General features: G+C 68.1%; 23 protein-coding genes. 9 read left to right on the plus strand and 14 right to left on the minus strand.

From position 1 onward, the window contains the following. Positions 1 to 33: 33 nt before the first annotated feature. The 7 genes from ASE28_RS06395 to ASE28_RS06425 all read right to left on the minus strand — a co-directional run bounded on the left by ASE28_RS06395 (position 34) and on the right by ASE28_RS06425 (position 7,908). Complete coding sequence (locus ASE28_RS06395) at positions 34 to 699, minus strand: methionine ABC transporter permease (RefSeq protein WP_057206961.1); 666 nt, start codon at positions 697 to 699, stop codon at positions 34 to 36. Positions 700 to 713: 14 nt separating this feature from the next. Continuing rightward, positions 714 to 1,769 (minus strand): methionine ABC transporter ATP-binding protein, encoded by a 1,056-nt coding sequence (locus ASE28_RS06400; RefSeq protein WP_057265583.1) that lies wholly within the window; start codon positions 1,767 to 1,769, stop codon positions 714 to 716. A gap of 157 nt (positions 1,770 to 1,926) precedes the next feature. Continuing rightward, positions 1,927 to 3,333 (minus strand): GGDEF domain-containing protein, encoded by a 1,407-nt coding sequence (locus ASE28_RS06405; RefSeq protein WP_057265585.1) that lies wholly within the window; start codon positions 3,331 to 3,333, stop codon positions 1,927 to 1,929. Positions 3,334 to 3,549: 216 nt separating this feature from the next. Further along, positions 3,550 to 4,755: an MFS transporter gene (locus tag ASE28_RS06410; RefSeq protein WP_235516060.1), complete on the minus strand. Its 1,206-nt coding sequence runs from the start codon at positions 4,753 to 4,755 to the stop codon at positions 3,550 to 3,552. Between the two features lie 76 nt (positions 4,756 to 4,831). After that, complete coding sequence (locus tag ASE28_RS06415; protein ID WP_082607955.1) at positions 4,832 to 5,824, minus strand: ABC transporter substrate-binding protein; 993 nt, start codon at positions 5,822 to 5,824, stop codon at positions 4,832 to 4,834. A gap of 111 nt (positions 5,825 to 5,935) precedes the next feature. Beyond that, positions 5,936 to 7,090, minus strand: coding sequence for an acyl-CoA dehydrogenase family protein (locus ASE28_RS06420; RefSeq protein WP_057265589.1), 1,155 nt, complete (start codon positions 7,088 to 7,090; stop codon positions 5,936 to 5,938). Next, entirely contained in the window at positions 7,087 to 7,908 is an 822-nt protein-coding gene (locus tag ASE28_RS06425; RefSeq protein WP_057206968.1) for a class II aldolase/adducin family protein, read from the minus strand. Before ASE28_RS06425 ends, ASE28_RS06420 begins: the two co-directional genes overlap by 4 nt. Before the next feature lie 221 nt (positions 7,909 to 8,129). Between ASE28_RS06425 and ASE28_RS06430 the strand changes: the two genes are divergently transcribed. Then, on the plus strand, positions 8,130 to 9,152 hold the full coding sequence (locus tag ASE28_RS06430) for an ABC transporter substrate-binding protein (protein ID WP_057265591.1): 1,023 nt from the start codon (positions 8,130 to 8,132) through the stop codon (positions 9,150 to 9,152). A 66-nt stretch (positions 9,153 to 9,218) separates the two neighbouring features. On the opposite strand, the gene ASE28_RS06435 is transcribed toward ASE28_RS06430, so the two are convergent. After that, positions 9,219 to 10,325 (minus strand): LLM class flavin-dependent oxidoreductase, encoded by a 1,107-nt coding sequence (locus ASE28_RS06435; RefSeq protein WP_057265593.1) that lies wholly within the window; start codon positions 10,323 to 10,325, stop codon positions 9,219 to 9,221. Between the two features lie 329 nt (positions 10,326 to 10,654). On the opposite strand from ASE28_RS06435, the gene ASE28_RS31910 reads away from it, so the two are divergent. Further along, complete coding sequence (locus ASE28_RS31910) at positions 10,655 to 10,819, plus strand: hypothetical protein (protein ID WP_157421898.1); 165 nt, start codon at positions 10,655 to 10,657, stop codon at positions 10,817 to 10,819. Between the two features lie 6 nt (positions 10,820 to 10,825). Further along, on the plus strand, positions 10,826 to 11,170 hold the full coding sequence (locus ASE28_RS06440) for a hypothetical protein (protein WP_157421899.1): 345 nt from the start codon (positions 10,826 to 10,828) through the stop codon (positions 11,168 to 11,170). Between the two features lie 27 nt (positions 11,171 to 11,197). On the opposite strand, the gene ASE28_RS06445 is transcribed toward ASE28_RS06440, so the two are convergent. From ASE28_RS06445 to ASE28_RS06460, 4 genes are read right to left on the minus strand one after another with little or no spacing between them, the layout of a single operon-like run. Next, on the minus strand, positions 11,198 to 12,373 hold the full coding sequence (locus ASE28_RS06445) for a cytochrome c (RefSeq protein ID WP_057265597.1): 1,176 nt from the start codon (positions 12,371 to 12,373) through the stop codon (positions 11,198 to 11,200). A gap of 9 nt (positions 12,374 to 12,382) precedes the next feature. Continuing rightward, entirely contained in the window at positions 12,383 to 13,186 is an 804-nt protein-coding gene (locus tag ASE28_RS06450; protein ID WP_057265599.1) for an ABC transporter ATP-binding protein, read from the minus strand. After that, on the minus strand, positions 13,180 to 14,265 hold the full coding sequence (locus ASE28_RS06455; RefSeq protein ID WP_057265601.1) for an ABC transporter permease: 1,086 nt from the start codon (positions 14,263 to 14,265) through the stop codon (positions 13,180 to 13,182). The genes ASE28_RS06450 and ASE28_RS06455 overlap by 7 nt, the downstream gene beginning before the upstream one ends. A 7-nt stretch (positions 14,266 to 14,272) precedes the next feature. Next, a complete protein-coding gene (locus tag ASE28_RS06460) occupies positions 14,273 to 15,301 on the minus strand; it encodes an ABC transporter substrate-binding protein (protein ID WP_057265603.1) in 1,029 nt (342 codons plus the stop codon). 155 nt (positions 15,302 to 15,456) lie between these two features. On the opposite strand from ASE28_RS06460, the gene ASE28_RS06465 reads away from it, so the two are divergent. From ASE28_RS06465 to ASE28_RS06490, 6 genes are all read left to right on the plus strand, one after another. Continuing rightward, complete coding sequence (locus tag ASE28_RS06465) at positions 15,457 to 16,116, plus strand: cysteine dioxygenase (protein WP_057265605.1); 660 nt, start codon at positions 15,457 to 15,459, stop codon at positions 16,114 to 16,116. Between the two features lie 31 nt (positions 16,117 to 16,147). Next, positions 16,148 to 17,749 (plus strand): rhodanese-related sulfurtransferase, encoded by a 1,602-nt coding sequence (locus tag ASE28_RS06470; protein WP_057265607.1) that lies wholly within the window; start codon positions 16,148 to 16,150, stop codon positions 17,747 to 17,749. 276 nt (positions 17,750 to 18,025) lie between these two features. Then, complete coding sequence (locus tag ASE28_RS06475) at positions 18,026 to 18,559, plus strand: molybdopterin-dependent oxidoreductase (RefSeq protein ID WP_057265609.1); 534 nt, start codon at positions 18,026 to 18,028, stop codon at positions 18,557 to 18,559. Beyond that, positions 18,540 to 20,177 (plus strand): GGDEF domain-containing protein, encoded by a 1,638-nt coding sequence (locus tag ASE28_RS06480; RefSeq protein ID WP_057265612.1) that lies wholly within the window; start codon positions 18,540 to 18,542, stop codon positions 20,175 to 20,177. The genes ASE28_RS06475 and ASE28_RS06480 overlap by 20 nt, the downstream gene beginning before the upstream one ends. Further along, entirely contained in the window at positions 20,174 to 20,536 is a 363-nt protein-coding gene (locus ASE28_RS06485; RefSeq protein WP_162262237.1) for a response regulator, read from the plus strand. Before ASE28_RS06480 ends, ASE28_RS06485 begins: the two co-directional genes overlap by 4 nt. A 1-nt stretch (position 20,537) precedes the next feature. Beyond that, entirely contained in the window at positions 20,538 to 21,152 is a 615-nt protein-coding gene (locus ASE28_RS06490; RefSeq protein WP_057265616.1) for a hypothetical protein, read from the plus strand. A gap of 21 nt (positions 21,153 to 21,173) precedes the next feature. Here ASE28_RS06490 and ASE28_RS06495 read toward each other — a convergent pair whose 3' ends face one another. Both ASE28_RS06495 and ASE28_RS06500 read right to left on the minus strand, forming a co-directional pair. Further along, positions 21,174 to 22,106, minus strand: a complete 933-nt coding sequence (locus ASE28_RS06495; RefSeq protein ID WP_057265619.1) for an aldose 1-epimerase — start codon at positions 22,104 to 22,106, stop codon at positions 21,174 to 21,176. Positions 22,107 to 22,128: 22 nt separating this feature from the next. Then, a complete protein-coding gene (locus ASE28_RS06500) occupies positions 22,129 to 23,058 on the minus strand; it encodes an SMP-30/gluconolactonase/LRE family protein (protein ID WP_057206995.1) in 930 nt (309 codons plus the stop codon). Between the last annotated feature and the right edge of the window lie 121 nt (positions 23,059 to 23,179).

Genomic DNA, 23,179 nt, shown 5'->3' on the forward strand with positions numbered 1-23,179 from the left:
CAATCAAGGCAAAGAGCAACCACAGCCGACAAATCAACGATGGCTCAGCCGACGCACAGCCCAATCCCCGAGACTCTGCACCGCCTGCACAAAGAAAATCAACACCAGCACCACCGCCAACATGATCTCCGGCAGAAACCGCTGGTACCCATACCGGATCCCCAAATCCCCCAGCCCACCACCACCAATGGCCCCAGCCATGGCCGAGTACCCGGTAAGGCTCACGAAGGTAATGGTCAGCCCAGCAACGATGCCAGGCAAAGCCTCCGGCAGCAGCACCTTCCAGACGATCTGGCTGGTGGTAGCCCCCATGGCCTGAGCGGCTTCGACGAGGCCGTGGTCGACCTCGCGCAGGGCCGCCTCCACCAGGCGCGCCACGAAGGGAGCCGCTGCGATGGTCAACGGCACCACGGCCGCCGCCGTGCCGATGGACGAGCCCGTGATGAAGCGCGTGAACGGGATGATGGCCACCAGCAGGATGATGAAGGGCGTGGAACGCACGGCATTCACCAGCCAGCCCACGAGCTTGTTCACGGGGCTGTTTTCCAGCACGCCGCCTTGGTCCGTGAGGCGCAGGAACACGCCCAGCGGCACACCCAGCAGGCCGCCGACGAGGCCGGAAATGCCCACCATGATGAGCGTTTCCCACAGAGATGAGGCGAAGAGTTCCAGCATGGCCGGAGTGAAATGGTCGAACATTGCTTGTTGCCCCCTCAGGTTTCAATCGTGACTTCTTCGACGGCCACGCCGCCGGCGCGCAGGTGCTCCACCGCGCCGCGCAGGCGTTCAGGCTCACCACTCGCATAGACGGCCAGCGAGCCGAAGGTCTCGTCCTGGATCTCGTCGACCTGGCCGTGCAGGATGCTCATGTCCACGCCAAACTCGCGGATCAGCTGCGACAGGATGGGCTGGTAGGCGCTGTCACCCGAGTACGACAGGCGCAGCAGCCTGCCCGCGTTGCCGGGTGCCGTGGCAGCCAGCTGGCCGGTGAGCTTGCGCACGTGGTCGAGCACGCTGGCGGGCAGCTCCTGCGGCAATATTTCGTCGATCAGGCTCTTGGTGATGGCCTGCTGGGGGCGCGTGAACACCTCCAGCACGCGGCCCTGCTCCACGATGCGGCCGGCCTCGATCACGGCCACGCGGTCGGCCACCTGCTTGATGACCTGCATCTGGTGGGTGATGAGCACCACCGTGAGGCCCAGCTCGCGGTTCACCTGGCGCAGCAGGTCGAGGATGGAGCGCGTGGTCTCGGGGTCCAGCGCCGAGGTGGCCTCATCCGAGAGCAGCACCTTGGGCCGGCTGGCCAGGGCGCGCGCAATGCCCACGCGCTGCTTTTGACCGCCACTGATCTGCGCCGGGTAGCGGTTGGCCAGGGCCGACAGGCCCACCAGCTCCAGCAGCGGGTTCACCCGCTCGCGGATGGCAGCCTTGTCCATGCCCGCCAGCTCCAGTGGAAGCGCAGCGTTGTCGAACACCGTGCGCGAGGACAGCAGGTTGAAATGCTGGAACACCATGCCGATGTCGCGCCGCGCCGCGCGCAGTTGCGCGTCATTGAGCTTGGTGAGGTCGCGGCCATTGACGATGACCTCGCCCTCTGTGGGGCGGTTGAGCAGGTTGATCACGCGCACCAGCGAGCTCTTGCCGGCACCGCTCTTGCCGATGATGCCGAAGACCTCGCCCGAATGGATATGCAGGTCGATACCCCGAAGGGCTTCCACCGGGCCTTGTGGGCCCGGGTAAATCTGGGTGATACCCCGTAAGTCGATCATGAAAAGTACAAAAGGCCGCCCCGCGCCTGTGGCGCCGGTCCGGCCCTGGTTGGAAAGGATAAGGGAATGTACTATTGCAACATAAAGAAACCAACGATCAATAAATCAAGTAATAAGACATCAAAGTTATTTGGAAGCATCGACCGCCGCGCGCGCACTACGGCACGGCGGTCGCAGCGGGCAGGGATTCGTCGCCGCTGATCACCACCCGATTGCGTCCCGATTGCTTGGCAAGGTACAGCGCCGCATCCGCGGCTGAAAGAAAAGCATCCAGCGTCACCGGCACATCCGGCACATGCGCCACCCCGATGCTGACCGTGGAGATCAATGGCGTTCCGTCCTCCAGCAGGGTGGAGTGCGCGGCACAGGCGACACAGATGCGCTGGGCAATCGCCTGGGCCACTGCAGCAGAGACGTCGGGCAACAGCACCGCAAATTCCTCGCCTCCCAGGCGGCCCAGCACGTCGGTGTCACGCAGGCAGCTGTTGACCAGTTGTGCAAAATCCGCCAGCACCAGATCACCAGCCGCATGCCCGTACACGTCGTTGACCCTCTTGAAGTGGTCGATATCGAGCATCAGCGCTGAAAACTCCCGCTGGCGGCCTGCCGTGGCGCGGAACAGCGCCTCGGCCTGGTCGATGAAACCCGCCCGGTTGAGCACCCCGGTCAGGCGGTCGTGCGTGGCAGCGTGCTGCAATTGCCGCAGCAGTTCGTTGCGCGCCGCCATGACGCTGGCCACCGCCAGTGGGGCCAGCACCATCAACGCCACGCCGATGCGAAACGACTGCAGTTCGTATTGCCCGCCGAAGTCCGACCCCAGGTGCAGGTAGCCGACCGATACCGCCATCAGCGTCCACACGCTGCACAGCAGTGTGAGCACCGCCGTCACGAACAGGCTGTAGCTCAGGGCACACCACAGCAGGCCAGGCACTAGGTATGAGACGGCACCCGGCCCGCTGATGACCATGCCCAGCGCCCCGCCCAGAAACAGGCTCAAGGCCGGCGCCAGTTTCAGCGGATCCAGGCGCAGCACGAACTCGCGGTGCCGTTGGTCGCGCTGAGGGCGGCGCCACGCCGGCATGGTCAGTATCACGGGCAGGATCACCAGGTAATCGACCAGTTCCGCCGTGAACCAGATCAGCAAACCGTCGGCGCGCGATCCATGGAAGAGCAGCGGGTTGATCACCATGCCCACCAGGCCCGCAGTCAGCGAGGCCATGGCCACGATCACGATGAGGTAGACCACCGACAGGGGCTGCAGCAGGCGCCGGTGGCCAAGGGGTATGCGTGAGAAAAGCAGGTAACCCACGATGACGCCGGCCATGTTGGCCAGTGTCAGCCAGGCCACCTTGGGCCAGGTGCCGCCCATGACCACGTCGGCGAGTATGAAACCGGCGGCCGCGCCGCACCAGGCCAGCACGGAGGTCGGCCGCAGCCGGCGCACCAGCACACCGAGCAACACCGCATTCGCGGGCCAGAACGCCGCCAGCGCCCCGGTGGGACGGGTCAGGATGCCCAGCAGGGCAAACCCGAAAACCAGGCTACCGAGCAACAGCGCATCCATCGCAGACTCTTTGGCGAGCGCAGGCCACGCCGGGACTGCGCCGGGGGGAGGTACAGGTTCCTCTGTCATGGGCACCTCACGGCCACAAGGTCCCGCACCATGCGGGACCCCGCCTGACCGTTTTCTTTATATCGGTGAACCGGCAGGCTGCGGGCCCGCGCATACCCTCTTGCTTCCAAGCCGGGGGCCGGGCATGCACCCCCGGATCAAGGGCCCCTACGCAGCGACCGCCACCACCCGCCCCTGGACCCTGCGCGAGACCAGCACGCCCAGCACCACCACGCCCGCTGCGGCCATCGAGAACACCTGCGCGATCCAGCCCCGGTCCACACTGGCCGCCACTGCCAGCACACCGAGCGACTGGCCCAGGAACAGCAGGCAGGCGAACAGCGTTACGGCCGTGCCCCGCGCCTCCGGCGCCATCTGCGTGGCCTGCACCTGCAAGGTGTTGTGCAGCATGTAGAAGCCCAGGCCTGCACAGAAGCAGCCCACCACCGCCAGGTGCACCAGGGGCGCCCAGGCCAGCAGCAGCAGGCCCACCGCGATCATCATGGCCCCCAGCAGGGCCAGGCCTTTTTCGCCCAGCAGGGCCAGCCAGCGGCGCGCCATCAGGCTGTAGACCAGGCCGCCCACCCCATAGAGCACCATCACCCCGCCGGCTGCCGAAGCCGACAGGCCAAAGCCGTCGACCATGCGCGCGGGCACAAAGGCCATGGTGCCAAACCCCAGGGCCCCCTCCACCGCCACGATGGCCAGCACCCAGCGCACCCGGGGCATGCGCAGAAGGCGCCCCGTGGTGGCCAGGTAGGCTGGCAGCGAGAAGGCAGCCGGTTCGGCCGGATGGTCACCCGCCGCTGCAGCACCCGCCACCGTGGCACGCATCTGGCGCAGCAGCAGGGTGGCAGCCGTGAGGAACAGCACAGACAACACGGCAAACGCCCAGCGCCAGCCCAGGGCCTCCACCGCGAAGCCGCCGAACCACTGGCCGGCCATCATCCCCGATACCGTGGCCACCATGAGCCGGGCCAGCGTCTCCTGGCGCTGCTCGTAGGCCACGCTGTCCCCGATCCAGGCCATGGACAGCGGGATGATGCCAGCCGCCGCCGCGCCCATGAACGCGCGCGACACCACCAGCACCGGCAGGGTCGGCGCCAGGGCCGTGACGGCACTGAAGACCGCGCAGGCGAAGGTGGCGCCGATGATCACGCGCACCTTGCCAAAGCGGTCACCGAGCGGGCCGTAGAAGAGCTGGAGCACGCCGTAGGCGACCGCGAACGCGGCGATCACCGCCGACGCATCACCGGTGGTGACATGGAACTCCTGGGACAGGGTGACCAGCATCGGATCGCACACGCGCATGGATGCCATGCTGGAGAAGGCCGCCACGCTGATCAGGCGCAGCATCGTCGAGGAAGAATGCATAGGCGCCGATTGTGCGGCGCAGCGCGCCAGGCTGCTGGCGGCGGGTCAAATGCCCTGGGGCGCGGGGCCCCTGCCGTCAGGCCTTGGCATTGAACCGCGTATCGAAGGTGCCCCGCACGTCCAGCCGCTGCTTGAGGAGCCCTGCCGCCAGGTAGAAATCCGCCGTGCGCTGCTGGTCGGCCAGCACCTGGGCGTCGATGTCCTGCCAGCGCGTGGCGCGGCGCTCGAACTGCAGCTGCGCAGCGTCGGCCGAAATGCCGATGATGCGCGCGAGCGACTGGCCAAAGGGCTTGGCGTTCTGGTACGACCAGACCTGGGCGCGCACCACACGCTCCTTGAAGTCCTGCAGCACTGCGGTCTTTTCGGCCAGGGCCACCTCCGTTGCGGCCAGGTAGCTGAGCCCGCTCCACAGCCCGCGCCCGTTGACCAGCACGCGCGCGTGGCCGCTGGTCTCGGCCAGCGCGGTGTAGGGCTCCCAGGTGGCCCAGGCATCGACGGAACCCTGCGTCAGCGCGAGCTTGGCGTCCGGCGGGGGAATGAAGCGCAGCTGCACATCGTCGGCCTTGAGGCCCGCCGACTCCAGCACCTTGAGCGTGACGAAGTGGCCGATGGAGCCGCGGTTGGTCGCAATGCTCTTGCCCTTGAGGTCGGCCGCAGTCTTGAGCGGCGAATTCGGGGCCACCAGCACCGCCGTGCCATAGGCATCGGAGCGGCTCGCGGCAAAGGCCTTCACGCGGCTGCCAGCGGCCAGGGTGAACAGCAGTGGCGCATCGCCGATGGGCCCGAAATCCACGGCATTGGCGTTGAGCGCCTCGGCCAGCGGCGCGGCGGCCGGGAACTCGCTCCACTTGATGTCGTAGGGCAGGTTCTTGAGCTCGCCTGCAGCGTCGAGCAGGGCCTGCAGCCCGCCTTTCTGGTCGCCCGCGCGCAACAGCACGCGGGACTGTGCGTGGGTGAGCAACGGCGACAGAAAGGAACTGGCGGCGACGGAGGCGGTGAGCAGGTGGTTGAATTGGCGGCGCAGCATGGTGGCGTTGGACAAGAAGTGATCGGATTGGACAGGCTGCATTGCAGCACCCGCCGCGCGCCAGGCCAACGAAGCCTTGCGTCCATGGATATGCGGTTTTCGTATGCAGCGGGCATCCGTCCGGGGTCGGCACCCCGGGAACGCATTGCCCCGTCAGCCCAGGGCCGCCCTACCCGCCGCCACGTGCACGCTGTCATCTTGCGGTGTGTGGATGCGCCCGCACAGCACGTCGCGCAGGTGGCGCTCCAGTGGGTTCCTGCGCGCCAGGCCGTGGTTGCTGGTGAGCGACAGGGCCACCTCCACCGCGTGCACGGCGTTGTGGGTCACGGTGGACTTGATCAGGCCGCTGTCCACCGACGAGACCGGCACACCGGCATCCACGTCGGCCGCCAGGCCGCGCAGCAAGCGGTCATTGGTGAGCAGCAGCCCTTCCAGCGTGCCCACGGCCTCCTGCACGCGCGGCAGGCTGGCCAGCGGCGCGCCCAGGCTGGCGGGGCTGCGCGTGCGCAGGAAGTCGAGCAGCCATGCGCGCGCAGCCCGTGCCACACCGGTGTAGAGCCCGCCCAGCAGGACCACCATCTCGGCCTGCACGGCGGAGTCACCCCGCGCCCAGTCCTGCGGCAGGCGCAGTTCCAGCGCATGGCTGGCGGGCACCGGCACGCTGTCGAAATGCACATCGTGGCTGCCGCTGGCACGCAGGCCCAGGTGGTCCCAGGTGGGGTCGATACGGATGCCGGGCGCCCCTGCCCGCACCAGGAAGGCGCCGGTGCGCGGCGCCTCCTCGTCGGTGCGGGCCCACACCAGGTACCAGCGCAGGATGGGTGCGCCGGTCGAATAGATCTTGTGGCCGGTGATGCGCCAGCCTGCGCCCGCACCCTCACCCGCGCGGCGTGCCACCGTGGCCGGCAGGCCGCCGCGCGCGGGCGAGCCCAGCTCGGGCTCCACACGCAGGGCATTGATCAGCGACACCTCGCGCACCGACTCCTGCACCAGCTGGCGCGCCAACACCTCAGGCCAGGGCGATCCGGCCCGGCCCATGGCGCGCTGCTGCATGTACTGCATGGTCAGCACCAGCGCGGTGGCCGGGCAGCCCTGTGCGACGGCGCCGATCACCTCGCCCAACTGGGCCAGCGAGGCGCCCTGCCCGCCCAGGTGGCGCGCCCCGGCCAGCGACAGCAGACCGGCCTGCTGCAGCTCGGTGAAATTGCGGTGCGGAAAGCTGCCTTCGCGGTCATGCACGGCAGCGCGCGCGCCGAACTCAACGGCCAGCGTGCGGGCCAGTTGGCCTGCCGTGAGGGGCGCGTTCACTGAAGCACCTCGGGGTGCTCGCGCACCACGATGTCGAACAGGCTCTTGAAGGTGAAGTGCGCCCCGCCCGGCCCGCCGATCTGCGCATGCGTGTGGCGCGCCACTTCGGGCCGGATGGGCCGGGGCACGCCCGCGGCCTCGGCCAGCAGTTGGGTGTGGCAGGCGTTCTCGAGCGCGATGTACCACCAGGCAGCCGCTTCCACCGAAGGGCCGGCCGTCAGAATACCGTGGTTCTGCAGGATCACGGCTTTCTGGTTGCCCAGGGCCTGGCCGATGCGAAAGCCCTCGTCCGTCTCAAGCACCACGCCCGTGAAGTCATCGAACAGCGCATGGTCCTCGTAGAAGATGCACGAGTCCTGCGTCAGCGGGTCGAGCCGGCGGCCCAGCGCTGACCAGGCCTTGCCGTAGGTCGAATGCGTGTGCGCAGCGGCCACGATGTCGGGCCGCGTCTCGTGCAGCGCCGCGTGGATGGCGAACGCCGCCCGGTTCAGCGGACCGTTGCCGACCACAATCTCGCCCTGAGAGTTCACGAGCAACAGGTCCGACACCTTGATCTGCGAGAAATGCAGGCCCAGCGGGTTGACCCAGAAATGGTCCGCCCACTCCGGGTCGCGCGCCGTGATGTGGCCCGCTAGACCATGGTCGAAGCCATGCTGGGCGAACAGGCGAAAGGCCACGGCCAGGTTCTCCTGCCGGTGGCGGCGCTCGGCCTCCAGCGTGGGGCGCGCTGGCGGTGGATCGAACCAGTCCTTGCGCTGGGGGGCGAGGTTCCGGGCGTGGAGGTTCAGCGGAGGCAGCAGCGTGGCTGAGGAGGACATCGGGAGGCCTTGTGTCTGGGGAATGTGCTGCCCACCATAAAGGCCGCCCCCGGCACCGCCAACGAAGAAAAGCGCGTGTGCACATTCGGTTTTGGCATGAGGCGGGGCGCATGCTGCGGACCGCTGATTTGCGCATATCGATGCTACGCAATGGTCGTTGGAGCGGGAAAGCGGTTGCTGGAACCTTGGCATTCCCGCAGAACGACGAAAGGACTTTCTCCATGCCATTGCCAACCACCTCCGGCACCCACCGCCGCACCCTGCTGCGCGCCGGCCTGGGTGCGGCCACGCTGGCCACTCTAGGCGCACCCGCCGTGGCGGCAGGTGCCACCGACCTCTCCAAGGTCACCCTGCGCATCGGCACCTACAAGGGCCTGTGGCGCCCCCTCATCGCGGCCAGCGGCCAGGGCCAGACGCCCTACCGCATCGAGTGGCGCGAGCTCAACAACGGCGTGCAGCACATCGAGGCCATCAACGGCGACGCGCTGGACCTGGGCTCGGGCAGCGAGATACCGGCCCTGTTCGCGGCGCGGCAGAAGGCGCAGGTGCGCTTCATCGCCGTCACGCGCGAGGATCTGAACAACCAGGTCACCCTGGCGCGCAAGGACGCGCCCATAACGCGCATCGCCGACCTCAGGGGCAGGCGCGTGGGCTATGTGCGCGCGACCACCTCGCACTATTTTCTGAGCCGGCAGCTGGCCGAAGCGGGCCTGTCGTTTGCCGACATCACGCCTGTGAGCCTCACACCGGCCGACGGCCTGTCGGCCTTTGACCGGGGCGACCTCGATGCCTGGGCCATCTATGGCTACAACGGCCAGCTGGCGCGCCTGCGCTACGGCGCGCGCGTGCTCAAGACCGGGGATGGCTACCTCTCGGGCAATTTCCCGATCTATGCCAACCCCAGGTCTGTGCAGGACCGGCTCAAACACGCCGCCATCAGCGACTACCTGCAGCGCCTGCGCCGCGCCTACCTCTGGGCCAATGGCAACTACCTGGCCTATGCCCGCGCGCAGTCGGAAGAAACCCGCGTGCCGGTGGGCGACCTGATCGAGCTGTGGAACAACCGCAGCACCGACTACGACCTGCGCGCCGTGGACGATGGCGTGGTCAAGGGCCACCAGGCCGTGGCCGATACCTTTCTGAAGCTGGGCGTGCTCGATGGCCCGGCCCAGGTGGCCCCGCTGTGGGACCGCAGCTTCAGCGGGGCATTTGGGGCAAGAGGCGCTGTGCAGCCACCCGCCTGAGCCCAAAAGCACTGCGGCGCGCACTCGCAAGAAGTGCGCGCCGCATCTGCCCGCAAGGCGCGGTGCTCAGGCCACCTTCAGCGCCACATGTGCTGCGGTCTGCCGGTCCCGCTCGGCCACCTTGGCGCGCACCAGGGGCAGCAGTTCACGGCCATAGTCGATGGCATCCACCAGCGGATCGAAGCCGCGGATTAGGAAGGTGGTGATACCCAGGTCGTAGTATTTCAGCAAGGCGTCGGCCACCTGCTCGGGCGTGCCCACAAGCGAAGTGGAATTGGAGCGCCCGCCGATCTCGCGCGCGATGGCCGTCCACAGGCGCTCGTCCACCCGGTCGCCCTTGGCGGCGTCGGCCAGCAGGCGCTGGGCCCCTTCGCTCTGCTGGGGACCGACGCCGCGCGAGTAGCCCTGCTGCACGCGCAGGCGGCGCGTGTCTTCGAGGATCTGCTCGGCGCGCGCCCAGGCTTCGTCCTCGGTCTTGCCCAGGATGGGGCGAAAGGAGATGCTGAACTCCACCTCGCGGCCATGCAGCGTGGCCTCGGCGCGCACGCGGCGCACCAGGTCGCCGGCCTGGGCCAGCGACTCGCCCCACAGGGCATACACGTCGGCATGCTTGCCGGCCACCTGCAACGCGGGCGCCGAGGCGCCGCCGAAATAGATCGGCACATAGGGCTGCTGCAACGGCTTGACCTCGGACCAGACACCCCTGGCGCGGTAGTGCGCGCCCTCGTGGTCGAAGGGCTTGTCGGCCGTCCACACGCGGCGCAGCAACTGCAGGTACTCATCGGTGCGGGCATAGCGCTCGTCATGACCCAGGAAGTCGCCGTCGCGCTGCTGGTCCTCGTCGGAGCCGCCGCTGATGTAGTGCACCGCCAGGCGCCCGCCGGTGTAGTGGTCCAGCGTGGCCAGCTGGCGCGCCGCCAGCGTGGGCGCGACGAAGCCCGGGCGGTGGGCCAGCAGAAAGCCGATCTTCTCGGTGACCGACGCGGCATAGGCCACGGTGAGCAGGGTGTCTGGGCTGGACGAGCTGGCGGGCACCAGGATGCGGTCGAAACCTGCGTGTTCGTGCGCCTGGGCGAACACGCGCACATAAGCAGCATCCACGGCCGGGCCCTTGCGGGCGATGGTTTCAGAGACTTCGTGCGGCTGGATCATGCCGATGAACTGGACGGGCATAGCGGGCTCCTGGTGAGGCAAGTAAATGAACCGGTCCATGATGGAACGCCCACCGCTGTCAGCCAACGAAGAAAACCGCGTTTGCAAATTCACTGCGCACATACCGCCTGCGGCCACTGCTGCGGTGTGCGGTCACTACTGCCCCCCCCCGGCCCCACCCCATGCGCAGGACTTGCGCATGTTGACGGCGGCGCCGTTCGCCATGAACGCGCTGGAGGGTTGAGCGCAGCCCTGGCAAAATGCCGGAAATAACACGACGAGAGAGGGATTTTCATGCATTGCAACCAAGGGATGGCCGTGCCTGCCGTACCCGCCCCGGAGGGTTTCAGATGAACCGCAAGACCCAGGCCGGAATCGCCGGCATGGCCGTCGGCGGGCTCTGGCTGCTGGCCAACCTGCGGCACGTCCAGGCACAGGGCTTCGTGGCCATCGGCATGCCGCTCGTCATCCTGGTGCTGGGCGGCATCTACTTCGCGTGGGGACGCAAGGAGTAAGCGGTCATGGATATTCGACACACCTTGGCCGGCATCGCACTGCTGGCACTCTCCGGCAGCGCCCTGGCGCAGGAGGGTACCGGCTGGCTGGCCGGCACCTGGCAACTGGCCGAAGATCGCAAGAAGCCCGGCTTCACCGACGACTTCATGGACTTCGACGCCCAGGGCACGGTGTTGCTGCGCGACAGCCAGAAGGCCTATGCCCACTGCCGCTACCAACCGGGTGCCGGCGTGCTTCTGCTCACCTGCATCGCGGGCGGCAAGGAACGGCCGATGACCATGCGCGTGGCACCGGACAAGGCGTCGCTGACCAACTCGGTGGGCGACGTGTACCGCAAGAACCGCAAGTAGGGGCGCGCCAGTCCGCCCCCATCCGATTCAGTGCGGAAAGCCACCGCGCGTGAGCCGCACCGGTTCTGCGTCTATGCGGCGGATCAGCGCCTCCAGCCCGTCGTCCGGTGCGACGGCGGCGACCGCCACCGGTACATCGGGGGGCGCCCCGGGCACGGTGGTCGAGCGGCAGACCAGGTCGTCCTCGGACCAGGCCGCCTTGCCTGGCTGGCCGCGGGCGCGCAGCCAGCCGGCGCGGTCCACGATCAACTGGTAGCCCGGCAGTTCGGCGGCCGGGATGCCCAGGACCAGCGCCAGAGCCTGGTCTAGAGCATGCAGGTCTGCCTGCGGCCGGCATTCGGAATCGCCCCCTGCAGGCAGAACGCCGGCGACCAGGGTGACCAGGCGCGGGTCGTCGGCCACGGGCTGCACGCCGGGCCCCGCCACGGCCACGCGCACGCGCTGCCCCACCAGCTCGCGGCTGTGTCGCGCGTCACCCTGGCGGCATTGCACGGCCATGGCCGGCAGGCGCACCGGGCGGTCCCAGGTGCCCGATTCGCGCAGCATCTGCCCGGCGGCATGGGCCTGCAGGTAGTCGAGCACCTCCCAGATCTGCCCATCGCTCAATGCGCTGCCCACGCCGGGCATGGTGGGCACGCCCGCGCGGTTGTGCATGCCCTCGCGCACGCGCCAGAACAGCTCGCCGTCGAGCCGCTTCCACAGCAAGGCCCCGTTCAGGTTGGGTGGCCACTGCACCAGCTGCGGCGCGTCTGGCCCCTCTCCGCGGCCGTCGGTGCCATGGCAGCGCACGCAGTGCTGCTGGTAGGTGGCCTGGCCGCGCACGATGCCTGCCGCAGCAAAGCCGGTGGGCGATTGGTGCAGGCTGGTCGCCACGGCCGGCGCCAGCAGCAGATGGGCCTGGGGCCAGGGCGCCAGCACCAGCACGGTGATGGCCAGGGCCACCAGCGGCCACCGGGCACGGCGCCAGGCCAGCGCCACGGCCAGCAGCACCAGCGCCCCGCCTGCGCAGGCCAGCGACCAGAGAACGCGCCGTGCGTGGCCAGCATCCACCACCAGCATCTCGGCCGCAATGCGATGCGCCAGCGGCCAGCCGGGCTGGCCATGGACCTCGGGCGCCAGGCCCAGGGCATGCAGAAGCGCGCGCAGGCCCTGCTGTGCGGCATGCAGGCCTTCGAGCAGGCCGTTCAACAGTTCAGGCGACAAGAGCCTGGCCTACCAACTCGCATCCAGCCCCAGCAGGGCCAGAGCCTCATGGCGCAGCGCGGCCAGGCGCGGGTCGCCGCGGTGGCGTGGGTAAGGCAAATCGTTCACCAGCACCTGCTGGATACGCGCCGGCCGGTCGGAGAACACCACCACGCGCTGCGCCATGAAGAGCGCCTCTTCCACGTCGTGCGTGACCAGCAGGGCCGAGAAGCCGGTGCGCTGCCACAGGTCCACCAGCTCGGTCTGCATGGAAAGGCGCGTGAGCGAGTCGAGCTTGCCCAGGGGTTCGTCGAGCACCAGCAGGCTCGGGTCGTTGACCAGGGCCCGCGCCAGCGCCACGCGCTGCGCCATGCCGCCCGACAGCTGGTGCGGGAACACCTTGGCAAAGTCCTGCAGGCCGACCAGGCTGAGGGCCTGGTCCACCCGGTGGCGCTGCTGGCGCAGGATGCCGCGCGCCTGCAGGCCCAGGGCCACGTTGTCCCAGACGGTGCGCCAGGGGAACAGCGTCGGGTCCTGGAAGACCACGATGCGCGAGGGATCGGGCTCGGTGATGGGGGTGCCGTCCTGTAGCAACTCCCCCGTGGTCGCGGGCTCGAGCCCCGCCACCAGGCGGAGCAAGGTGCTCTTGCCACAACCGCTGGGCCCGAGCAGCGCCACGAACTCGCCGGGGGCAATGGAAAGGTCGAGCTCGTCGATGACGTGCAGCGGGCCTGCGGGCAGGTCGAACCAGTGGCTCACATTGCGCACGTCGATGCGCGCACCAGTGACCCGGGCTGCGGCGCCCGCCTCGGCGGCAATCGCTGTACTCACCATTTCACCACCCCCTTCTGCCACGACAGCACCCGGTCACGCAGCACGAACAGCAAGGTGATCACGCCCGAGAACAGCAGCGCCATCACGATCAGCGCGGCATACATGTTGGGGTACGCCGCCCAGCCCTGGGCCCAGGTCAGATACCAGCCCAGGCCGGCCTTCACGCCCAGCATCTCGGCCACCACCAGGGTGGAGAACGCCGCGCCCAGGCCCATGAACAGGCCCACGAAGACCTGCGGCAGCGCGGCCGGTATGGCCACGCGCAGCACCAGGAACCAGGGCGACGCGCCCATGGTGCGCGCCACGTCGTAATAATTCTTGTGCACGCCGGCCACGCCCGACCAGGTGAGGATGGCCACCGGGAAGGCCGTGCCCAGCGCGATCAGGAAGATCGCCGTAGACCAGCTCGACGGGAAGAAATAGAAGCTCACCGGCAGCAGCGCCGTGGTGGGCACCGGCCCCAGGATGCGCAGCACCGGGTGGATCCAGTAGCTGGCCTGGCGCGACCAGCCGATCAGAACGCCGGTGACGAAACCTGCTGCCGCGCCGATGGCAATGCCCAGCGCCAGCAGGCGGATCGATGCGCCAGCGCTCTCCAGCAGGCGCCCCCAGTCGGTCACATACACCTCCACCAAGCTCTGCGGCGGGGCAAAGAACGGCGGCGGCAAGGTACCCAGCTTGGCGGTGAACACCTCCCAGACCGCGAGACCGACGGCAATGGCCACCAGCCAGGGGCCCGCGCGGCGCGCGCGCCCACCCACAACGCCGAAAGCCGCCGGGGCCAGGGCCAGCGCCACCAGTGCCACGGCCACTACGCCGGCTCCCAGGGCGAATTCCTGGGTGAACTCCCATTCGCTGAAACCCGCGGGCTTGTTGGGCCACAGGTAGGTAAGCAGGCCCAGGGCCGCCCAGGCAACGGCAGCCACCAGGCCCGTCCACCAGATGGCGGGAATGGGCAGGGCCGCGCCGAAGGTAGCGGGCGCAGCCGCTCTGGTGGCGGGCGCGGCTGCACGGGGCGCCCGGGGCGCATCGGCCACGGATGCGGGCGCAGGCAGGATATGGTCGGCAACGGTGCTCATGGCGGGATCAGGCCAGAACGTCGGCGTGCACATGCGCGGCAAAGCGCGCGGGGTCGGTAGAGGGCTTGAGCACCCCCACCAGCTTGAAGTCACGCGCGTAGAACTCGATCTCCTGGCGCAGGGAGGTGCCCACCGGGTGGCTGCGGTGCGTGAGCGTGCCCAGCACGGCGCGCAGGTCTTCCTGCGGCACCTTGGAGTAGGGGCTGAAGATGCGTGCCGTCTCGTTGGGGTTGTCGGCCACGAAGTCCGAGGCCTCGATGATGGCGCGGGTGAGGGCCGCCGCCGTGCCCTTGTCGCTGCGCACCATGGCGCCGCTCACGCCCAGCACGCAGCAGGTCTTGGCCGCGTACTCGCCCGAGAGGTTGGAGGCCAGATCCACCAGGCCCTTGGTGCGCCGCTGGATCAACAGCAGGTTGGGGTCGCCGTCGGCAATGGCCTGGGCCTCGCCCTTTTCCACGGCCAGGCCCAGCATGTCGCCGGGGAACTGGCGCCAGGTGACGTCCTTCTCGGGGTTCAGACCCGCCTTGGCCAGCAGCACCGAGAAAAAATTCTTGCCCGGGCTGTTGAGGTCCGACACCGCGATGGTCTTGCCCTTGAGCTTTTGCAGGCTGGTCACGCCCGCCGCCTCGTAGCCCACCAGGCGCGAGCAGCCGCCATGCGAGCTGCCCACCAGCTTCACGTCGAAGCCCGACTCCAGCGGCTTGATCCAGCGGTGCACCATGCCCAGGCCAGCATCGGCCTTGGAGGTGGCGATGGTCTCCAGCAGCTGGTCGGTGGAGCCCGCGAAATTGACCAGCTCGACCTTGAGGCCGTGTTTTTCAAAAATGCCACGCTCGATCGCCACCGGGGCGGCCGACAGGCAGATGGCGTTGGCGTTCCAGGCCAGCTTCACCTCGCGCAGCTTGCCGGCGGCCAGCACCTGGCTGCCGACCACGCCCGAGGCGCCCACCACCGTGGCCGCACCCGTTGCACGCAGCAACTGCCGACGCGACCAATGCGCTTCTCCCCCACCCAGAATCTGGCCCTTGTTGTTCATGCCCTGCACCCCATGTGTAATGAAGACAACGGTGGCAAGCACCGCACCAGCCGCATTGCAACTGCTGGGCACCGAAAAGAGAACGAAGAAAAACGGAGATGGATATGCAAAAGATTCCGCACACCCCCACGCCCAACGCTGGTGCAATGCGGGGAATGAATGCCCTCGCCTCCACAGCCAGAGAACCCACCGCCCCTACCGCTGCCCCGGTTTCCCCCGACACCGCCCGCCTGCGCCACTTCGTGCAGCAACTGGCGGCCCTGGTGGAAAGCGCCCCGCCCGAGCCCGAACTGCTCGAACGCGGCGGCGCCCTGCTGGGTGCGCTCGTGGCCCATGACGACTGGCTGCCCGCCGCCTATGCGCAGCCCAGCCCCGAGCGCTACCAGCAGTTCCTGCTGCATGCCGACGCCCTGGGCCGCTTCTCGGTGGTGAGCTTTGTCTGGGGCCCGGGCCAGGCCACGCCCATCCACGACCACACGGTGTGGGGCCTGATCGGCATGCTGCGCGGGGCCGAGGATTCGCAGGCCTATGCCCGCACGGCGGACGGCCGCTGGGCGCCCGCCGGTGCACCGCACCGCCTGCAGCCAGGCCAGGTGGAGGCCGTGTCCCCTACCATCGGCGACGTGCACCGCGTGAGCAACGCGGTGGATGGCCAGACCTCCATCAGCATCCATGTCTACGGCGCCAACATCGGTGCCGTGCAGCGCAGCGTGTACCTCGAAGACGGCACGCGCAAACCCTTCATCTCGGGCTACAGCAACAGCACCCTGCCCAACATCTGGGACCTGTCCCGCAACCCGGCCCCCTCGGCCTGACCCGATTTTCAAAGACCCGTACGATCCCGCAATGACCGCACCCGCCATTCCCCAGACTTCCGTTCTCCAGGTCCGCCAGGCCCTGCTCGCCCGCGAGGAAATCGCCTTGCTCGACGTGCGCGAGGAAGACCCCTATGCCCAGGGCCACCCGCTGTTCGCCGCCAACCTGCCGGCCGGCAAGATCGAGCTCGATGCCTGGGCACGCATCCCCCGCCGCGACACCTTCATCGTGGTCTACGACGATGGCGAGGGCCTGGCCGAGCCGGCGGCGCGCACGCTGCAGCAGTTGGGCTACACCCAGGTGACCTTGCTCGCACGCGGCCTGCAGGGCTGGCGCGATGCCGAGGGCGAGCTGTTCATCGACGTGAACGTGCCCAGCAAGTCCTTTGGCGAGCTGGTAGAGGCCGAGCGCCACACGCCCTCGCTGGCCGCCGAAGAGGTGCAGGCCCTGATCGACGCCAAGGCCGACGTGGTGGTGCTGGACGCACGCCGCTACGACGAATACCACACCATGAACATCCCCACCGGCGTGAGCGTGCCCGGCGCCGAGCTGGTGCTGCGCGCCCAGGCGCTGGCGCCCAACCCGGCTACGCAGATCATCGTGAACTGCGCCGGGCGCACGCGCAGCATCATCGGCACGCAGTCGCTGGTCAACGCAGGCATACCCAACCCCGTGGCCGCGCTGCGCAACGGCACCATCGGCTGGCTGCTGGCCGGACAGACGCTGGAGCGCGGCGCCAGCCGCCGCTTCGATCCTGCCGTGCACATCGACCGCGCCCAGGCGCCGCAGCGGGCGCGCAGCGTGGCCGACCGCGCCCGCGTGCAGCGCGCCCAGGCCGACGACCTGGCCCGCTTTGTGGCCGATGCCGGCCGCACCACCTACCTGCTGGACGTGCGCACGCCCGAGGAGTTTGCGGCCGGCCACCTGCCGGGCTTTCGCAGCGCGCCGGGTGGGCAACTGGTGCAGGAGACCGACCACACGGCCGCAGTGCGCGGCGCGCGCCTGGTGCTGGTGGACGACGATGGCGTGCGCGCCAACATGAGCGCATCGTGGCTGGCCCAGATGGGCTGGGAGGTGTGGGTGCTCGACAGCGCACACCCCGCAGACTTCAGCGAAACCGGCGCCGTGGTCAACCAGGTGCCCGAGCCCGCCGGCCCCATCGCCTGGACCACGCCGGAGCAACTGGCCGCATGGCTGCAGCAGGAGCCGGCCGGGCACACCGCCGTGCTCGACCTCACCAGCAGCGCCAACTACACCCAGCGCCACATCCCGGGTGCCTGGTTTGCCCTGCGCTCGCAGCTGGCGCACGCCGTGGCCTCCATCCCGCAGGCGCGCCGCTACGTGCTCACCTGCGGCAGCAGCCTGCTGGCCCGCTATTCGGCGCAGGACCTGGCGCGCCTGACCGGGGCCGAGGTGCAGGTGCTGGCCGGCGGCACCCAGGCCTGGATCGCCCAGGGCCTGCCGCTGGAGCATGGCGAAACGCGCCTGGCCTCGCCACGCACCGACCGCTACCGCCGCCCCTACGAAGGCACGGAAAGCCCGCGCGCGGCCATGCAGGCCTACCTGGACTGGGAGTTCGGGCTGGTCGAGCAGTTGGGCCGCGACGGGACACACGGCTTTCGGGTCATTTGAAGCGGTACCGCATGGGCGGCCGGCAAGACCGGCCCGCACACGCGTGGAACCCCGGGTGCCATGGGCGATTCTTGCGCACCATGGGCGCCCGGAATGTGCCGCGCTTCAACCCATACGCGGCGCCGGGCTGCATGGCCAAGCTGTCAACAATTGTCAAAGCGGGCCTATTGCCCCCACAACAGCGTGCAAACAAGCCCACTTTGCAGGGCATCCCGGCATAGTCGCTGCGTCTGCTCCTGACACTGCATCCGAGGAGCGAGCCAGCGAGACCCCTTCATGACGCCCTGTTTCCGCGCGGGGCTGCCCTGCGCAGCGTTCGCCCTGTTTGTTGTCCTGTCCAGCCTGTGGCTGCCATTGCCCTCCCATGCCAGCCTGGTGTGCCAGCCATCAGGGGCGCGGCCGGTGCTGAAACTGCAACGCCCAACCCAGCCAGCCCTGGCCTGCGACCTCCAGGCGCTGGAGAGCCTGCCGGCCCGTGACATCGTCACCACCTTGCCGCAGGCCCTGGGGATTGCCGGCAAGTCCCAGTGGCGCGGCGTGTCCTTGCGCCAGTTGGTGGAACGGATGGGCGGCAACGAGCGCCACCAGATCGAGCTGACCGCTCTGAACGACTACGCCGTGCGCATCCCATGGAGCGACCTGTTGCAGTACGACCCGGTACTGGCCTACCGCCGCAATCACCAGCCAATCAGCATCCGCGACAAGGGCCCCCTGATCCTGATCTATCCCTTTGACGCACACCCCCAGTTGCAAAAGCAGGACTACGTCAACCGCACCATCTGGCAGGTCAATGTCCTCTCCGTCCGATAAGCCCCTGTCGCCTGCGGCGCAAGCCGCCCGCCTGCCACGCCACGAGCGTGGAACCTATTGGCTGCTGGCCCTGGTGGTGGCCATGGTGGTGGCCACATCCGTCGCCTTGTGGTGGACGCTGCGGCAGGCGCAATCGCTGGCGCAGCCGTTTCAGAAAAGCGATCTGTGGTACGTGTCGAGCGTGCACAGCGAACTGGGGCGGGTCGCCTTGCTGGCGCGCAAGGTGAAAGCGCTGGAGGCGCCCGAGGAGGAGCTGCGCGAGCGCCTGGAGGTTCTCTACAGCACCCTGGACATGGCCGGCGCAAGCCAGCGCATCGGCGCGCGGTTGCGGCAGGATCTGGCGCAGCCAGCACTCGATCTGGAGGAACTGGGCCGGCATGTAAAGCGCTGGTCCAGCCGCATGGCCTCGGCACCGCCCGAGCGTGCCGGCCTGAGCGACGACATCATCGCGCACACCGATGCCCTGCTGCAGAGCACCCGCAAGGCCGTGGTGGCGGTACACCTGTTTTCCTCACAGGACACGGACCGGATTCGCCAGGAACTGCAAGACCATTTCATGCTGCTCAGCGCCGTGCTGGGGGGCCTGCTGGTAGGCACGGCCCTCTTGATCCGCAAGCTGCTGCAAGAAGCCCGGGCGGCACAGGCCCTGTCCCAGCAGCTGGCGCAGGCCAACCGCCAGCTGGAGATGCGCGTGGCCAGCCGCACGCGCGAGATCGATGAGCACCGCGCGTTGCTGGGATTCATACTCGACTCCAGCCCCAGCGATGTCGTTCTCGCGGACGTCGAAAGCGGCTTCGTGCACTTCATCAACAACCAGATGGTGGAACGCCTGGGGCTGCAGTGGCCACCCATGAAGCTGTTCCTGCCCGAGTTGCTGCACGACCCTGCCACCAGCCGGCAATTGATGGATGCGCTGGAGAAGTATGGCCAGGTGGATGGAATGGAAGCGCTCATCGGCACCAGAAATCCACGCTGGAGCTCCCTGTCGGCGCGCCTCATCGAGGTTGATGGCAAGCTGGCCCATCTGCTGTGGGGCTTCGACATCAGCACGCACAAGCAACTGGAGTCGCAGCTGCGTGAACTGGCCACACGCGATTCACTGACCGGCCTGCTCAACCGGCGGGCCTTTCTGGAGCGCGGCACCGCACTGCTCGACCACTGCCGCCGCCATGCCAAGCCGTGCACGGTGCTGATGATTGACATCGACCACTTCAAACGCATCAACGACCGGTATGGGCACCAGACCGGCGACGACTCGCTGCGTGCATGCGCCACCTCGATTGCGGGCGCGCTGCGCGAGGCCGATATCCTGGGGCGACTGGGGGGCGAGGAATTTGCGGCCCTGCTGCCCCACTCGTCCACCGAAAGTGCCCAGCTGGTGGCCGAGCGCATCCGCGACGCCATCTCGCAACTGCAGATCCTCTCCACCGCCAGCGAGCCGTTGAGGATCACCGTGTCCATCGGCATGGCCGAGATGGCGCACCGGGATGCCGGGATCGAGACCATCCTGGCATGGGCCGACCAGGCGCTGTACCGTGCCAAGGCCACGGGCCGCAACAAGGTGCTGGCCTACGAACGATCCACTCCATCTCCCGATACAACCGAGACCCTGCCATGAGCCTGCGACTTTTGATTGTTGACGACAGCCGCATGTCCCGGCTCATCCTGCAAGGATTCATTTTGCAGGCCCACCCCCAATGGACCATCCTGCACGCCAGCAGCGGCGAGGAAGCCCTGAAAATGTGTGAAGAACACCCGGTGGACCTGGTGTCCATGGACTTCAACATGCACGGGATGACCGGCCTGGAGGCGGCCCTGGCGTTGCGCAAGACCCGGCCCCAGTTGCCCATTGCCATCCTCACCGCCAACGTCCAGTCTGCGATGCAGGAACGCATCGACGAGGCCGGCCTGGTATTCATTGCAAAACCCATCACAGCCGATGCAGCGAGGAAGCTCGCAGCACTGGCAGGAGCATGACATGACTGCCAAGCTTGATGCGGAACAAATAGACGCGCTCAGCGAGATCTTCAACATCGGTGTCGGCAAGGCGGCCGCTGCCATGGGCGATCTCATGCACGACGAGGTGCTGCTTTCAGTGCCGCACGTGAGCATTTTCACGGTGAGCGAGGCGGCCCAGCAACTGGGCACCGCCGGCAGCACCATGTATGGGGTGCGCCAGCCCTTCCGGGGCGTGTTCAACGGCGACGCGCTGCTGATCTTTCCGGGCGACAAGAGCCTGGAGATCGTCCGCATCGTCGCGGGCCAGAGCCTGCCGGGCGAGGACCTGAGCGCCATCGAGCAGGATGCCATGACGGAGCTGGGCAACGTGATGCTCAGCGCCTGCCTGGCCACCCTGGCCGACCTGCTGGGCAACGAGTTCGAGCTGAGCCCGCCCCGTGTCGACGTGGGCGACAGCCGCACCATTCTGGGCACGCGCATCCAGAACCACCTGGTGGTGTTCCTGCACATCCGCTTCGAGCTGCTTAGCAGCCAGATCGAAGGCTTCGTGGTGTTCGTGCTCAACACCACGTCCTTGCTGGCGCTGCGCGCAGCAGTGAACAGGCTTCTGGGTCGCCAGGCAGAGGTGGACTGATCCGACGGAAATCGCCTGTTGCTAGCCAACGGCCAGCCGGCCGTAGCGCCACTGCACGTTCAGCGCAAACGACTCCCCCTGCGCCAGCACGCGCAGCCCTGGCTGCCCCGCCAGGTGAAAGGCATCGATGGGCTGGGTGATGGGCTCGAAGCAGAAGGCCGGGCCCTGCGGTGGGCGGTAGATGAGGCAAAAGTGCTGCCCGGCGCCGCCATCGGCACCGAAGTCGGGCATGCGGGCGGTCAACCGCAGGCCGTGCTCGGGCCAGTCGATCTGCGCCGTGCCACCCCAACCGGTGTAGCCGTTGTCGATCAGGGTGCCATGGGCCGAGACGCCGGCATTCAGGTCCCAGCCTTCAGGGAACTGCCGGGTGTGTTCGGTCGGCAACGGGTCGTTGCCGCACAGCCAGACGGCCTGCACCGGTGCGCTGATGCGCGTGCCCGGCGTGCGCGGAAACCAGGGGTGCACGCCAATGCCGTAGGGCAGCGGCTCGGCGCCGAGGTGGCGCACCAGCACATGCTGGTCCAGCCCGCCCTCCACCAGGCAAAAGGTCTGCACCGATTCGTAGTCGTAGGGGTTGCCCCCGAAGCGCTCCGAGCGCAGCTGCATCTGCAGCGTGTCCGGGGCGGGCTGCGACAGCACCCACGGCTGCAGCCAGCCATCGCCGTGGATGGGATAAGGCTCGCCTACCCGGTTGGGCTGCATGGGATGGAACTGCCCGGCGTGCGTGAAGCCGCCGCCGCTGATGCGGTTGGACCAGGGCACCATGGCAAACGAGGCCAGCTGGTACAGGTCGGGGGTGGCACCATCCCAGGGGCGCCAGAGGTCGAGTCGACCGCCAGGCTGCTCCGGGGCGTCGATCTGCCAGGCGGCCACGCTGCCGCCCAGGGAGGGGACCAGCCCCAGGTGCTGGCCCGCATGGCTCAGCCAGGTGATGGGATGGGTGGTTTCGCTCATGTGCAAGCTCTCGTGAAAAGGGTCAACCGCCGAACAGATGGGCGGGCACGCCGGGGCTGTCGATCTCGATGGCAAACACGCTGCCGGCCAGCGGCTCGGTAGCAAGTTGCGCCGGCGTGAGACCCACCCGCGCGGTGGTGATGAACAGCGTGCGAAGGTCCGCCCCGCCAAAGGCGCAGGTGGTGACCTGGCTGGCGGGCAGCACCACGCGGCCCAGTTCCTCGGCCGTTTCGGGGTCGTGGCAGCTCACGCAGTGGCCGCCCCAGTGGGCGATCCAGATCCGGCCCAGGGCGTCGGTGGTCATGCCGTCGGGCAGGCCGTCCTCGGCACTGAAGCGTTTCCACATCTGCTTGTTGGACACGGTGCCTGCCACCGCATCGAAGTCGTAGCGCCAGGTGATGGAACTCAGCGTGTCGTTGAAGTACAGGCGCTGTCGGCCCTCCGCCATGGCCCAGGTGGGCCCGTTGGTCACCACGAAGCCCTCGTCGTGGCGCGTGCAGCGGCCGTCGGGGTCGTAGCGGTAGAGCGCACCGGTGGGCAGCTTGCAGTCAAAGTCCATGCTGCCGCCCCAGAAGCGGCCCTCGGCATCGCACTTGCCGTCGTTGAAGCGGTTGCCCGGCAGCTCGGCTGCGGGCTGGTGCAGGCAATGCGGGGCGCTGTCGGTGGCGGGGTCGAACAGCGCGAAGCCGCGCCGCAGGGTGATGATCAGACCGGGCGCGTCCCGGCGCTCGGCCAGGGCCGATATCTCTTCGTCGAAGCTCCACTGCGTCTGCAGGCCCGTGGCCGGGTCCAGCCGGTACAGGCGGCAGCCCAGGATGTCGAGCCAATACACCACCTGCTCCCGCACGGACCATACAAGCCCCTCCCCCAGCTGCGCATCGGATTCGACCACGCAGCGCAGGGGCAACGTGACGGTGGGGACGGGAAATCGCGACGCAGCGGACGCTGCCATGGGACTCTGGTTGCTCAAAGCTTGTCTCCTGTTTGTTGTTTACCTGCCTGCCTCTTGACGCCGGGCATCTTATCAACGTCAATTGATGCATGGAATGATTATTTTTGGAATTTTTTGATAT

This window comes from Acidovorax sp. Root219, from assembly GCF_001428665.1.
GTDB lineage: Bacteria > Pseudomonadota > Gammaproteobacteria > Burkholderiales > Burkholderiaceae_C > Acidovorax.

Coding starts and splice junctions, on each gene's coding strand:
- ASE28_RS06425 (WP_057206968.1), bottom strand. CDS start 7,908: ATGTCCTCCTCAGCCACGCTGCTGCCTCCGCTGAACCTCCACGCCCGG.
- ASE28_RS06435 (WP_057265593.1), bottom strand. CDS start 10,325: ATGCCCGTCCAGTTCATCGGCATGATCCAGCCGCACGAAGTCTCTGAA.
- ASE28_RS06490 (WP_057265616.1), top strand. CDS start 20,538: ATGACTGCCAAGCTTGATGCGGAACAAATAGACGCGCTCAGCGAGATC.
- ASE28_RS06395 (WP_057206961.1), bottom strand. CDS start 699: ATGTTCGACCATTTCACTCCGGCCATGCTGGAACTCTTCGCCTCATCT.
- ASE28_RS06495 (WP_057265619.1), bottom strand. CDS start 22,106: ATGAGCGAAACCACCCATCCCATCACCTGGCTGAGCCATGCGGGCCAG.
- ASE28_RS06485 (WP_162262237.1), top strand. CDS start 20,174: ATGAGCCTGCGACTTTTGATTGTTGACGACAGCCGCATGTCCCGGCTC.
- ASE28_RS06405 (WP_057265585.1), bottom strand. CDS start 3,333: ATGGATGCGCTGTTGCTCGGTAGCCTGGTTTTCGGGTTTGCCCTGCTG.
- ASE28_RS06460 (WP_057265603.1), bottom strand. CDS start 15,301: ATGAACAACAAGGGCCAGATTCTGGGTGGGGGAGAAGCGCATTGGTCG.
- ASE28_RS06440 (WP_157421899.1), top strand. CDS start 10,826: ATGGATATTCGACACACCTTGGCCGGCATCGCACTGCTGGCACTCTCC.
- ASE28_RS06475 (WP_057265609.1), top strand. CDS start 18,026: ATGACGCCCTGTTTCCGCGCGGGGCTGCCCTGCGCAGCGTTCGCCCTG.
- ASE28_RS06480 (WP_057265612.1), top strand. CDS start 18,540: ATGTCCTCTCCGTCCGATAAGCCCCTGTCGCCTGCGGCGCAAGCCGCC.
- ASE28_RS06465 (WP_057265605.1), top strand. CDS start 15,457: ATGAATGCCCTCGCCTCCACAGCCAGAGAACCCACCGCCCCTACCGCT.
- ASE28_RS06450 (WP_057265599.1), bottom strand. CDS start 13,186: ATGGTGAGTACAGCGATTGCCGCCGAGGCGGGCGCCGCAGCCCGGGTC.
- ASE28_RS06455 (WP_057265601.1), bottom strand. CDS start 14,265: ATGAGCACCGTTGCCGACCATATCCTGCCTGCGCCCGCATCCGTGGCC.
- ASE28_RS06415 (WP_082607955.1), bottom strand. CDS start 5,824: ATGCAGCCTGTCCAATCCGATCACTTCTTGTCCAACGCCACCATGCTG.
- ASE28_RS31910 (WP_157421898.1), top strand. CDS start 10,655: ATGAACCGCAAGACCCAGGCCGGAATCGCCGGCATGGCCGTCGGCGGG.
- ASE28_RS06410 (WP_235516060.1), bottom strand. CDS start 4,755: ATGCATTCTTCCTCGACGATGCTGCGCCTGATCAGCGTGGCGGCCTTC.
- ASE28_RS06470 (WP_057265607.1), top strand. CDS start 16,148: ATGACCGCACCCGCCATTCCCCAGACTTCCGTTCTCCAGGTCCGCCAG.
- ASE28_RS06430 (WP_057265591.1), top strand. CDS start 8,130: ATGCCATTGCCAACCACCTCCGGCACCCACCGCCGCACCCTGCTGCGC.
- ASE28_RS06400 (WP_057265583.1), bottom strand. CDS start 1,769: ATGATCGACTTACGGGGTATCACCCAGATTTACCCGGGCCCACAAGGC.
- ASE28_RS06500 (WP_057206995.1), bottom strand. CDS start 23,058: ATGGCAGCGTCCGCTGCGTCGCGATTTCCCGTCCCCACCGTCACGTTG.